Origin of the sequence: Bilophila sp. 4_1_30, from assembly GCF_000224655.1 — a bacterium.
Lineage (GTDB): Bacteria > Desulfobacterota > Desulfovibrionia > Desulfovibrionales > Desulfovibrionaceae > Bilophila > Bilophila wadsworthia.
Genome location: NZ_JH114231.1, coordinates 1,427,277 through 1,439,992 on the forward strand (window position 1 = coordinate 1,427,277; position 12,716 = coordinate 1,439,992).

Consider the following 12,716-nt stretch of genomic DNA (forward strand, 5'->3'; position numbering starts at 1 on the left):
CGCCGTCCCTGCGCGGGCCCATCGCCCTGATCGCCGGGGAACGCGGCCGCTGGCTCGGCGGACGGAACGCCGCATGGAACCTTTTCGCCACCAACGCCGAAAACGAGCTTGATCCCGAAGTATGGGACAACGGCACGCTCATGCAGCGCGAAGCCTATCTCAAGTCCCTCCGCGCGCAGGAGCCCGCCAAGGCCCGTGAACGCTTTGAAACGGCCTCAGCCTCCTTCGATGCCCGCGAACGCGCCGCCTTTACCGGGTGCCTCGGCGAAGGCCTGAGCGCGGCGGACGAAGCCTTTCTCGAAACCCTTCTGGAAAAGGATCGCAGCAAGGAAGTGCGGCAAACCGCCGCCTCCCTGCTCGTCCGCCTGCCGGAAAGCGGCTATGTACGGCGTATGGGCGAACGCCTTGCCGCCTGCATCGTCGTCCCGGAGGCCAAGGGCGGGCTCATCGGCCGCATCGCCTCAGCCTTCTCCGCGCCGCTCCCGACCGTCGAGCCCCCGGAATCCTTCGATCCCGAGTGGAAAAAGGACTTGCTGGAAGAAAAAAAGCCGCAGTACGAGGAATTCGGCCCGCGCGCCTGGTGGCTCTATCAGATAGGGCGCTGCGTACCGCTGGCGTGGTGGGAGGCGCATACCGGCCTGTCGCCCGAAGCCCTCATCGACTGGGCGCAGAAAACCGACTGGCGAAACGTGTTGCTCCGTAGCTGGCTGGAGGCCGCCCGCCGTGAGCGCCATGCGGCATGGGCCTCCGCCCTGCTCGCGCATGTGTTCAAGGAACAGATTGAGATTTCCGTGGGCAAGGGCCAGTTCAGCGCCTTCGCATTCATCGGCCTTCTGCCGCCCCCCGAACGTGAGGCGGCCCTCCTTGAACGCTTCCCCTGCCCCGGCTCCACGGGCGGCGGAGCCACGTTCGCACAGCAACACTATAAACAGGTGATGCAGTTCGGACGTTTCGCCGCATCCGAATGGGAGGGGGATGCAACCTTTTCCCTTGAAGGCGGACACGCCCTCGTCCGGCGGATCCGCTTCTGGGCGAACCATTCCGACGGCATCAGCCAGATAAGCTACCAGACCTCCATCGCGCTGGGGCACATCATCGAGGCCACCTTTTGGCTGATCCCGGTTTCCTTGCTGGATGATCTGCTTGAGGGCTGGCCCCACGGAGAAAACGGGGCCCCCTTCTGCCGATCCGGGTACGACTTTCTGACCACGGCCATCAGGACCCGCAAGGCTCTTCACCAATACTTTGCCTGAGAGAAAACCATGAGCACGGCTACCAACGAAAACAAGCTGCGGCACCACGCCGAACAACAATTCGCCGAGGAACTGGAAGAACTCAAAAAATCCGACGCCCGCCAGCGTCCCGCCAACTGGGAGCTTTCCCCGTGGGCCGTCTGTACCTACCTGCTCGGCGGCGAACTGGACAACGGCTTTACGGTGTCCGCCAAGTATATCGGGAACCGCCGCATCATCGAAACGGCGGTCGCTACGCTGGCGACGGACCGGGCGCTCCTGCTGTACGGGGTTCCGGGAACGGCGAAATCGTGGGTGTCCGAACACTTGGCGGCGGCCATCAGCGGCGACTCCACGCGCATCATCCAGGGCACGGCGGGCACCAGCGAAGAACAGATGCGGTATGGCTGGAACTATGCGGAACTGCTCTCCAAAGGGCCGTCCCGCGCCGCGCTGGTGGAAAGCCCGCTCATGCGCGCCATGTCCGAAGGCCGCATCGCCCGCGTGGAGGAACTGACCCGCATCCCCGCCGACGTGCAGGATACGCTGATCACCATCCTGTCCGAAAAGACCCTCCCCATCCCCGAGCTCAACGACGAAGTGCAGGCCGTGCGCGGCTTCAACCTCATCGCCACGGCGAACAACCGGGATAAAGGCGTCAACGAACTGTCCTCCGCGCTCAAACGGCGCTTCAATACGGTCATCCTGCCCGTGCCCGCCACGGAGGAAGAGGAAATCAGCATCGTGTCCAAGCGCGTCTCCGAAATGGGCCGCGCGCTGGAGCTTCCCGCCGAGCCCCCGGCGCTGCATGAAGTGCGCCGCGTAGTGCAGATCTTCCGCGAGCTGCGGAACGGGCAGACCGAAGACGGCAAGACCAAGCTCAAGTCGCCCACCGGCACGATGAGCACGGCGGAGGCCATCTCCGTGCTCAACAGCGGCATGGCGCTTGCCGCGCACTTCGGGGACGGCGTGCTGCACGCCCGCGACGTGGCCGCGAGCCTCGTGGGTGCGGTGGTCAAGGATCCCGTGCAGGACGACCTCGTCTGGCGCGAGTACCTCGAAACCGTAGTCAAGGAACGCTCCGACTGGAAGGATCTCTATCGCGCCTGCCGCGAAGTGGATTAGGGAAGGAATCGGGGGAGGGTGCTTTTTGAAAAAAGCCCCCTCCCCCGTACCCCCACCCGCAAAAACTTCAACTGGTGGGGAGGCGGCGCAAAAGGAGTTCAGGATGGAGGACGGTAGCGTTGCAACATCGGCCTGTCGAGTAGGCCGCGCCGGTTTTTCGTCTTGCCCGCGCTCCTGATGCCGCCGGGAAATGTTTTTTCACTGCTTTGCCTCCTGTCTTCATCTTACAAAAGGCTTCGCCATGCCTGATCAGACCGTTCGACTTTTCGGCATCCGCCACCACGGGCCGGGGTGCGCCCGCAGCCTGTTGCGGGCTCTGGAAGCAATGCAGCCCGACTGCCTGTTGATCGAAGGGCCGCCGGACGGGGAATCCGTGCTGCCGTTCGTGCTCGAATCGGGGATGTGCCCCCCGGTGGCCCTGCTCGTGTACGCTCCCGACGATTCCCGCCGCGCCGCCTTCTACCCTTTCGCCGAGTTCTCCCCGGAATGGCAGGCCTTGCGGTACGGCTTGGGCCAATCCCTCCCGGTGCGCTTCATGGATCTGCCCATCGCCCATCAATTCGGGCTGGACAAGGCCTTTGAAGATGAATGTAGGGCGGCGGAAGAGGAAGCCCTGAGAGAAGCGGAAGAACATACAAAAACGGAACCCGCCGAAAGCACGGAAGCCCCCGCTTCAGACGCGCAGTCACCTGAAGGCGCCGCCCCGGATGCCCTTGCTGGCGGAGAGGGCCCCGAACAGCCTGAAGGCGGCGATGCGGGCGGTACGGACGGAAACGCCGGGGATGAGGCGTCTGATCTGGAGGACGTTTACGGCGATCCGCTTGACTGGCTCGGACGCGCCGCCGGATACGGCGACGGCGAGGCGTGGTGGAACCATATGGTCGAGGAGCGCATCGACGGCCTTGAGCTGTTCGACGCCATCCGCGAAGCCATGACCACGCTGCGGGCCGAAGCGCCCAGACGCGAACGCGGCGAACGGGAGGCGCGGCGGGAAGCCCTGCGCGAAGCGTACATGCGCAAAACGCTGCGGCAGGCGAAAAAGGAAGGCTTCCAGCGCATCGCCGTGATCTGCGGCGCGTGGCATGTGCCCGCGCTTGAAGCGGAAACGCCCGCCAAGCAGGACAACGACCTGCTCAAGGGCCTCCCCAAAATGAAGGTCGCGGCGACATGGACGCCGTGGACCTATGCCAATCTGAGCAGCCGGAGCGGTTACGGCGCGGGCGTGACCTCTCCCGCGTGGTACGAGCATCTCTGGCGCAGCGGCAAGGGCGATCGGGCCATCGGCTGGCTGACCCACGCCGCCCGCCTGTTCCGCGAACAGGACATGGACTGCTCGTCCGCCCACATCATCGAAGCCTCCCGTCTCGCCACGTCGCTGGCGGCCCTGCGCGAGCGGCCCCGCCCCGGCTTGCCGGAACTTTACGAAGCCCTGCAAACCACGGTCTGCATGGGCGACCCCGCGCCGCTGCGCCTCATCGAGCGTCAGCTTATCGTGGGCGACAAACTGGGGACGATTCCCGAAACCGCGCCCACCGTCCCGCTCCAGCGGGATCTGGAACAGCAACAGAAAAGCCTGCGCCTGAAGCCCGAAGCCGCGCAGAAGATATTGGATCTCGATCTGCGCCAAGCCAACGATCTGGCGCGCAGCCACCTCCTGCACCGCCTACGGCTGTTGGAAATCGGCTGGGCCGCGCCGGGAGGCGGCCGGAACGCCAAAGGGACGTTCCATGAACTTTGGGAAATGCAGTGGGTGCCGGAGCTCTCCATTGCGGTGATCGCCGCCAGCCGCTGGGGAAACACCATCCTTGAGGCCGCCACCGCAAAGGCCGTGGAGCTGTCCCGTGAAGCGGACCTGCTCCGATTGGCGGAGCTGGTGAACGACATCCTGTTCGCCGATCTGCCGGACGCCGTGGGGCACGCCACCCGTATGCTGGAAGAAAAGGCCGCCACAGCCAACGACGTCGGCCAGCTGCTGGAAGCCATCCCGTCACTGGCGGCCATCGCCCGCTACGGCAACGTGCGCCGAACCGACGCCGGGATGGTCGCCCGCGTCCTTGAAGGCCTGATCCCCCGTGCATCCATCGGGCTGCCGGGGGCCTGCACCTCGCTGGACGACGAAAGCGCCGCCGCCATGCGTGCCCGCATCATCGCGGCGCACAACGCAATACGGCTCCTTGGAAACGAAGGGCTTTGGGAAAGCTGGCTGTCCGCCCTGCACCAGACGGCCCTGCGCGACGGGATGGTCCACGAGCTGCTGCGGGGCATGGCCGTCCGCCTGCTGTTCGACGAGCAGCGCCTCCCTGTGGAAGAAGCCGCCCGGCTGATGAGCCTTTCTCTGTCGGCGGCGGCCGCGCCCGCCTCGGCCTCCGCATGGATCGAGGGGTTCCTGAACCAGAGCGCGCTGGTGCTGCTGCACGACGACGCCCTGTGGGGGGTGCTCGCCAACTGGCTGGACGGCCTGAACGATACGCATTTTACCAATATCCTTCCCATGCTGCGCCGGACATTCTCAGGCTTTTCCGCCCCCGAACGCCGGCAGCTCGGCGAACGCGCCAAGCGCCCCGCCGGAAAGCCGATGCGGGAACAGGCCGAAACCCGTTGGGATGCGGAACGCGCTGCCCTGCCCGTCCCGTTGCTGCGGCGCGTGCTCGGCCTCACGGCACAGCAGGCATAAAAGGATGGAGGACGTTGGCTTTCGCATGGTGCTTCCCCAAAGGCATGGAATGTCACAGGGCATACAATCAAAATGATTCAAAGGCTAACACGCTCAACGGATAACGCCGGGCTTACGGCGGCTCCAATGGGCGAGCAGGAGTTGATGATGGATACGGCTGAAGGGGAACGCTTGCGGCGTTGGCGGCTGGTGCTCGGCGAAGAGGCGCAGGCAAGCTGCGGCCTTGCCGGGCTGAGCCCCGAAGACCGGCAGATGGACGAAGCGCTGGCGGCGCTGTACGAAGCGGACAGCAGGCACAGCCTGCGGGGCGGCAGCGGAGCCTCGTCGCCGCGCGTGGCCCGCTGGCTCGGGGACATCCGGCGCTTTTTCCCGTCTTCAGTGGTGCAAGTCATGCAAAAGGACGCCTTCGATCGCCTCAACCTGCACAGTATGCTGCTCCAGCCGGAAATGCTCGAAAGCGTGCAGCCCGACGTGAACCTCGTGTCCACGCTCATGTCGCTGCGGGGCATCATCCCCGAAAAGACCAAGGAAACGGCCCGACTGGTCGTCCGCAAGGTCGTGGACGCGCTTATGAAGCAGCTTGAGGAGCCCATGCGCACGGCGGTCAGCGGCGCGCTGAACCGGGCTGTGCGAAACCGGCGTCCGCGCCATGCCGAGATCGACTGGAACCGCACGATCCGGGCGAACCTCAAACATTGGCAGCAGGAATACAAAACCATCGTACCGGAAACGCTGATCGGCTATGGCCGCAAATCGCAGCGCGTCCAGCGGGAAATCATCCTCTGCATCGACCAGAGCGGCTCAATGGCGTCATCGGTCGTCTACTCCAGCATCTTCGGCGCGGTCATGGCCTCCATGCCCGCCGTGAAAACCCATCTCGTCGTGTTCGATACCGCCGTAGTGGACATGACCGAGCAACTTGACGATCCCGTCGATCTGCTGTTCGGCGTCCAGCTCGGCGGCGGCACGGACATCAACCGCGCGGTGGGCTACTGCCAGTCGCTGATCCGCGATCCGCGCAATACCATCCTTGTGCTCATTTCCGACCTCTACGAAGGCGGCGTGGAAAAGAACCTGCTCCAACGCGCCAACGAGCTTGTACAGTCCGGCGTACAGGTCATCACCCTTCTCGCCCTGAGCAATGAAGGCGCGCCGTTCTACGACAAGGGCCTCGCCGCCAAACTCGCCGGACTCGGCATCCCGTCCTTCGCCTGCACTCCCGACCTGTTCCCCGGCATGATGGCCGCCGCCATCCGTAAGGAGGACGTCAACCTTTGGGCCGCCAAACAGGGTATAGTCGTTCCCAAAGGGTAACATCCATCCACCGCACGCTTTTGGAGGCGGCACCACGAGTTCCCTCCGCGCGTCACCCCTATAAAACAGCCGCCCGGCTCTTCCGTAGCGAAGAACCGGGCGTTTTTTCATCTTGCCTATAGCCGGAACCTTCCCGGAGCACGGCCTTTCAACGATCGGGGATTGCTGCGGGAAAGGCGTTTGAGGGCAATGTCCACCAAACAGAAGGGGTGAAAGGCTCCAGGTTGGCCCCTTCCTCTCCGCCTCCTAACGCTTCCTTCCCTCACAGCCGGAAGCAAAGGCCACCCGGTTCAGCCCAAGCCGCTTGGCCTCATGCAGTGCGGCGTCGGCACTCTGAAACACGGTCTCGAAGAGAGTCCCGTCCATTGGATATCGGGCTATGCCGACACTACATGTCGGTTTATAGCGCTCATCGCCACGGGCGGAAAACAGCGTGCCGAGGGCCGTATAAAATTCCTGCGCCTTTTTCTCCGACAGGCGTTCCGGCTCCACATCCCGGAGCAGGACAAGAAATTCATTGTCACCGATCCTGCCGATATAGTCCGAACGCCGGAATATCCGCCGCAGGACAGCCGCGACATCGTTCAGCACAATATCCCCGAACTCCCGCCCCCATGTGTCGTTGACCCTTTTAAAGTTATCCACATCAATAACAAACATCGCATGGGACTGGCGCACGTCGCTTTTCAAAAAACACAGATCTACCAGATGCTGAATCGTCATCCTATCGTAGCATCCCGTGAGGCAATCCCGGTGCGCCGTTTCTTTCTCAACCAACACGGCTTGCTTGCATTCCGCCATACTCATTGCCCTCTCTATGCGGTGGGAAGAATCCTCTCCACCAGTACGCTTATTGCAGCCACTCCCACCGGATGCCGAAACCGTGCTCCAACCCCGTACTCACGAACTTCCGGATTTTCTTGTGGATGCGATGGACTCACTCTTTTCAAACAATAATCCATAGTAACAACATATTACACTCACCATGACAAACGCCGGAAGAGGAGCAACATGAAGCGGGCGGCACTCTCGGCACCTGCCGACATTTGAGAACATTTCCTGTTTTCGGTCAAGCACAGCCAGCCTTTTTTGGCTATTTCCACGGAGGAAAGGCGTAAAAAAGCCCCCCGTTCCAGTGGAAAAAGGAGGGCGGAAGGGGCAAGGTTCAGATAAAAACAGGAGTCAGGCAAGAACCCCGGAGATAAAAGCCGGTTCCTGCGCAAAACAGGGCAGCAGCTCGCGTATGCTCCAAACCGGAAATCCCGCCTGTTCCCAGGCGAGAATCCCGCCCCCGAGCTGATACGCCTTGCCCGAGGCGCTTCTTTCCAGGAGCTCGGCCTTATTCTGCGTCCTGCTTCCCGAGCGGCAAAAAAAGACGACCGGCTTGCCGGAAAAACGGCTGTCCAGCCCGCCCTCACGTTCCAGTTTGTCGAGGGGAACAAGCGGGCAACCGGGAATCGCCCGTTTGAGAAATTCCTTTTCAGTACGGACATCCACAAAAAAGGCGCCGCCATTGCGGAAGAGCGTCATGGCCTCTTGCGGGGACAGTGTTTCCAGCATCAGAAAAATCGTTTGTTGAAGTCAGGGGCAACGAACGGCACACAAACCAAACGGGCATCCCGCAAGGGAGCGGCCCGTACAAGTGCAATACCACTCCCGACGGCGGAAGGTCCACCCCTCTTTCCGGCCTCCCCACCCAAGCATACGCCACGAAACGGGGCATCCGAACGGATGCCCCGCCTTCGCTTATTTCAGGTGTTCGCCGGACAGCTTCTGCTCTCTGGACCGCTGGGCCTTCTGCACGTTTTCCTGCAGTTTTTCCAGCAGATTTTTGCAGATAAGCTTCTGCTCCGGTACGTATCCGCACAGCTTCTTGTATTCATCCACGGAAATCCCGTGGGACAGAAGGTGCTTCGCCGTCAGATTCTGAAATCCCCGACCGCAGAGGCAACACTGAACAACATCGTCCCCAATGGCTTCTTCAGGGCGGACAACAAGGCTGCGCTTGGTGAACTTCTTCTTCGGCGCGGCGCTAGGGGCGGCCTCAGCAGCTTCCGGCATGGGTTCTTCGATGATCACTTGTTCGCAGACAGGTTCTTCCATATCCATTGCGGCCAGCTTATTATTGGCCTGAATAAGCCCGGCCTTGAGAACGGTAAATTGTTCGATGATAAACGGAGTAGGCTGTTCGGGATATCTTTCCATAACCAACTTCAGCAGTTCGGCGTCACTTATCATGCATTCACCTCCGAGTAGATTGCCTAGCAATGTAATCGACTTTTATCGACTTGTATAGACCGTCAGGCCATAGGGAGATATTTTTTGCCTGATTGGAATAAAAAATAGAGTGCGGAGCAAGAGGCCGGCATTCCGTTTATCAGAAGTTGTCCAAGCCAGAAAGCCTGTTGCGCAATCTTACTTTTAGAGTCGCGGAAACGTTTGTCCGGTTTCATACAAAAAGCAGCATTACGGATACAAATCTTCTTCTGAAACGGCAATAACTTCTTCAAAAGCCGCTTTTCCCCTGTTTGGCTTTCCACGCACCACCCTGCGTGCACAAGAATCGTTTTTTTATCTTATTCCGTACCATAATACGGAACCCGAACATCTTGTTCTCAAAAGTATCTCCAATGCATTCAAGAAGATCCGTATTGCAACGAACGGCGAGAACATATTTTCCCGAAAAAAATCCGAGGGCATCCATTCTGTAAAATTACTACACGATCTTTTGTTCCCCTTGCGCAACCTTAGGCCGACGCTGAGGCTTCTTTCTCCACTCTCAGAAAAAATGCTCCAGAAACGGATCTTCCCCAGAGTTTTGACAGGATCAAAAAAAGCGGCACCGGGATTTCCGATGCCGCCCTTTATTCGTTTACGGACAACTAGTTCTTTACGGCTTCCCCTGCCAGCGGCTTACCGTTCCATTCGCCCGTCAGAGTCCGCAGGAACCCAACGATGAGATCTCGATCGCCCTTGGGGATGTCCATGCCGGAGAGATACACGCCCATGATGCGTACGGCCTCGTCCAGCGTCGTTACGGTGCCGTCATGAAGATACGGAGCCGTCAGTTCGACGTTGCGCAGGTTCGGGACCTTGAAGCGGTGCAGATCTTCAGCCTTGCCGGTAAAACCCTTGAGCCCTTCGTCGGAGCCGAGCGGGTTGCCGCGATCCTCAAAGTACGCCTTCTTGAGATCCATATATTCGAAGGACTGCCCGCCCACGGACTTGCCGACGTGACAGCTTGAGCAGCGGTACATCTTGAAGCGTTGATAGCCTTCGATTTCCTGCGCGGTCAACGCCTTGTCGTCCCCCTTCAGCCACTTGTCAAAGCGGCTGTTCGGCGTGATGAGCGTCTTTTCATATTCGGCAATGGCATCGGTAACGTTCTTGCCGTTCCAGCCGTCGGGATAGACTGCAGTAAAGGCGACGGTCAGTTCGGGGTCCTGCGCGAGCTTGGCGCAGATTTCATCCCAGTCCTTGCTGCCCATCTCAATGGGGTTCATGGGAGGCCCGCCGGCCTGCTCCTGAAGGTCCGCGGCCCGTCCGTTCCAGAACTGCTTGGTGTTGAACGCGGCGTTGAACATGGTCGGCGCGTTGATGTCGCCGAACTGCCCGCGGATACCTTCCGCGAAGCGCTTGTTGTCCGTACCGGCCTTCGAAAAATCATGACAGGTTACGCAAGCGACGGTATTGTCTCCGGACAACCGCTTGTCGACGAACAGCTTTTCACCGAGCGCCACCTTGGCGGCATTGACGGGGAGCGCGTCCGGCAGCGGCTGCAGCGGTTCATCGGCATGACGCGGAGCCGCCAGCCCGGTGGCATAGTGGGCGGCACGCGAGGCCTTCACCCAATCGAGGATGGCGGCCCTGTCTTCAGACGACACACGGCTGCCCCAGTGCACGGCGGTAAACTTCGCGGGCGGCATGGTTTCGTTGACGATAACCCATTCCATCTTGGCAAGCGTCGCTTCGCCGATCGGCTTGTCCTTCGCGGCTTCGACCAGTTCCAGATTCAAGTCCATCGCCCGAAGGCCGTCGTTGAAATCCTTTTCGATGATTTCCTTGATCCCCGGAATGTTAGCATAGAACGGCAAATCATAATTCCGTGAATGGCAAGCCATGCACTTGTCCATCACTATGTCGGAAACCTTGGAAAACTTCGTCAGCTGAGGGTGGTTCGGGGGAATCCCCTTGTCGGCGCCAACGCTCTCGTTCAACGCTCCTCCTGTCACGACGGAAGCGGCCAAAACGCAGCTGGCCACCAGCAAAGCGGAACGGGTTCTCATCTTGCCCTCTCTTGTTATAAAACGATAATGCGAACGCTTCCTCTACTCCTGTTTGCGGATTTTTGAACAAATCATGCATGAAGTCAATAGTAATAGGAATTGTTTTTGATAAAATCTTTTTTTACACAAGCAATCGCCTTGTTTTGCTCCCGATATCCCAGTTCAGCCGGGATAAACAGCTCAGGAACTCTCCGCCATTGCCCTTCAACATCCAGCCGCTCCCCATGAGAGCCCCCTGCCCTTCCCAACCATCTGCAAGTCCATAAAAATGCCCTCCCGGTAAACCGAAAGGGCATCCTTTTCATCATTTCATGAAGCGCCGTACTCTGAAGCATCCGCTCAAGGTTTCTTCTGCCCGGCGCCGCCGAACAGTTTCCTGTATTCCTCGTCGAAATCCTCAAAGGACAAGCGCACGGGCTTCCCTTTCGCGGCACCGGTTCCCGCATGGACAAGCGAAGGGATCATATCGGAAACGTCGTTGAACCCGTCCCGCGTATACGAAATTTCCACAGGCCGCCCATTCTGCCAGAACCGGCAGATCACGGGATACGTTTCGTCAGGATTCCTGATCACATCGCAGACCATGCCGTACCCGTACGCGGCATCCAACACGCTGTCCCCGGCGATAAACCCCATATAAACCTCCCTTCCGGCCTTCTCTTCCCCGCTTGCGACGCCGGGCCGGGAAGATGCCTCCTTCGTACGGCCTTCCGTCCAAAAAAGGAAGCCCGTTAGGCTCCGAGTTCCTTACGTTTGCGCCAGAGCGTCACCGTGTTGATTCCGAGCAGTTCGGCGGCCCGTTCCATGCTGACGCCGAGCCCGAGCACTCGCCGGATGTGTTCCGCTTCCAGCTCACGCAGGGTCAGGATATGCGGCTCCTCATCCGGACCGGACCGCACCCCTTCCCCGGCGCTCAGCGCGGGCGGCAAATCCGCCAGCGTCACTTCACGCCCGGCGGCGAGCAGCGCGACCCGTTCCATGACGTTCCGCAGTTCCCGGACGTTGCCTGGCCAACCGTACCGCAGCAGCGCCTGGCGTGCGGCCTGCGACAGGGTGGGCGGCGTGCCGTACTTGGCGGAAGCGGAGCGCAGGAGCTTTGCGGCGAGGGGCTCGATGTCCTCGGGCCGTTCCCGCAGCGGCGGAACCGTACACTCGAATACGTTCAGCCTGTAGTACAGATCTTCACGGAACGTCCCGGACTTCATCATAGCGGCAAGCTCCCGGTTCGTCGCGGCAATGATGCGCACGTCCAGCCGGATGGGCTTGTTGTCCCCAACCCGTTCGATGACCTTATCTTCAAGGAAACGCAGCAGCTTGGACTGCGCCGTAGCCGACAGTTCCCCGATTTCGTCAAGGAACAGGGTGCCGCCGTCCGCCAGCTCGAATTTGCCCGCCTTATCGCGCACCGCTCCGGTAAAAGCCCCCCGCACGTGCCCGAACACTTCGGATTCAAAAAGGTTTTCCGCGATCGCCGTGCAGGTTACTTCCACAAACGGCTTGTCCGCACGTGTCGATCTTCTATGGATGGACCGAGCCAGCTCGGTCTTGCCCGATCCCGTCTCGCCGGACAGGAGCACTGTGGCATCGCTCGGCGCGATGCGCTCCACAACGGACTGGAGCGCCTGGCATTTCGGTGAAGTCAGCCCGTCGAACCAGTCACCGGACCCCGCCCGCAAGCGCGAGTTTTCCCGCTGGAGGTCCACCAGCATCTCCACCTTGCGGATGAGGTGTTCCAACTGTTCGGTGGTGAACGGTTTCGGCAAATAATCGTAGGCCCCGGCCTTGATGGCGGACACGGCGTTTTCGTACGAGGCGAAGGCGGTCATGACCACGCAGATCATCTCAGGCCAGCGCGCATGTGCATCCCGCACAAGATCTACCCCGGACATGCCTTCCATGCGCATGTCCGTCAGCAGCAAGTCCGCGCTCTTGTCTTCCAGCGCCTTGATCGCGGCTTCCGCGCTCTCCACGCCCACGGGCTGGCAGCCCATCATTTTCAGGCCAAGCATCAGCGTCCGCACGATCCCCGGATCGTCGTCCGCCACCAGAACTCGCAGCATGTGGGACTCCTTATGAGAATGAATT

The 12,716-nt window shown here is 60.6% G+C and carries 10 protein-coding genes; 4 read left to right on the forward strand and 6 right to left on the reverse strand.

Annotated features, from left to right (window positions below; genetic code table 11):
- The 4 genes from HMPREF0178_RS06360 to HMPREF0178_RS06375 all read left to right on the forward strand — a co-directional run.
- Nucleotides 1–1,253 (forward strand): DUF5691 domain-containing protein (locus tag HMPREF0178_RS06360; RefSeq protein WP_009380001.1); only part of this gene is annotated, 1,253 nt, incomplete at its 5' end.
- Nucleotides 1,254–1,262: 9 nt separating this feature from the next.
- A complete protein-coding gene (locus HMPREF0178_RS06365; RefSeq protein WP_009380003.1) occupies nt 1,263–2,357 on the forward strand; it encodes an AAA family ATPase in 1,095 nt (364 codons plus the stop codon).
- Nucleotides 2,358–2,598: 241 nt separating this feature from the next.
- Entirely contained in the window at nt 2,599–5,031 is a 2,433-nt protein-coding gene (locus HMPREF0178_RS06370; protein WP_009380005.1) for a DUF5682 family protein, read from the forward strand.
- A gap of 147 nt (nt 5,032–5,178) precedes the next feature.
- Nucleotides 5,179–6,345, forward strand: coding sequence for a VWA domain-containing protein (locus HMPREF0178_RS06375; RefSeq protein WP_009380007.1), 1,167 nt, complete (start codon nt 5,179–5,181; stop codon nt 6,343–6,345).
- 246 nt (nt 6,346–6,591) lie between these two features.
- On the opposite strand, the gene HMPREF0178_RS06380 is transcribed toward HMPREF0178_RS06375, so the two are convergent.
- The 6 genes from HMPREF0178_RS06380 to HMPREF0178_RS06415 form a co-directional block, all read right to left on the reverse strand.
- The gene (locus tag HMPREF0178_RS06380; RefSeq protein WP_232281211.1) at nt 6,592–7,152 is read right to left on the reverse strand and encodes a GGDEF domain-containing protein; all 561 of its coding nucleotides are present in this window, start codon (nt 7,150–7,152) and stop codon (nt 6,592–6,594) included.
- Nucleotides 7,153–7,527: 375 nt separating this feature from the next.
- On the reverse strand, nt 7,528–7,905 hold the full coding sequence (locus HMPREF0178_RS06390; RefSeq protein WP_005028618.1) for a rhodanese-like domain-containing protein: 378 nt from the start codon (nt 7,903–7,905) through the stop codon (nt 7,528–7,530).
- A gap of 186 nt (nt 7,906–8,091) precedes the next feature.
- Nucleotides 8,092–8,583, reverse strand: coding sequence for a MucR family transcriptional regulator (locus HMPREF0178_RS06395; protein ID WP_005028616.1), 492 nt, complete (start codon nt 8,581–8,583; stop codon nt 8,092–8,094).
- 644 nt (nt 8,584–9,227) lie between these two features.
- Entirely contained in the window at nt 9,228–10,562 is a 1,335-nt protein-coding gene (locus HMPREF0178_RS06405; protein ID WP_232281212.1) for a cytochrome c peroxidase, read from the reverse strand.
- Nucleotides 10,563–10,970: 408 nt separating this feature from the next.
- Nucleotides 10,971–11,267 (reverse strand): hypothetical protein, encoded by a 297-nt coding sequence (locus HMPREF0178_RS06410; protein ID WP_009380014.1) that lies wholly within the window; start codon nt 11,265–11,267, stop codon nt 10,971–10,973.
- Nucleotides 11,268–11,362: 95 nt separating this feature from the next.
- Nucleotides 11,363–12,691, reverse strand: a complete 1,329-nt coding sequence (locus HMPREF0178_RS06415) for a sigma-54 dependent transcriptional regulator (RefSeq protein WP_009380016.1) — start codon at nt 12,689–12,691, stop codon at nt 11,363–11,365.
- Between the last annotated feature and the right edge of the window lie 25 nt (nt 12,692–12,716).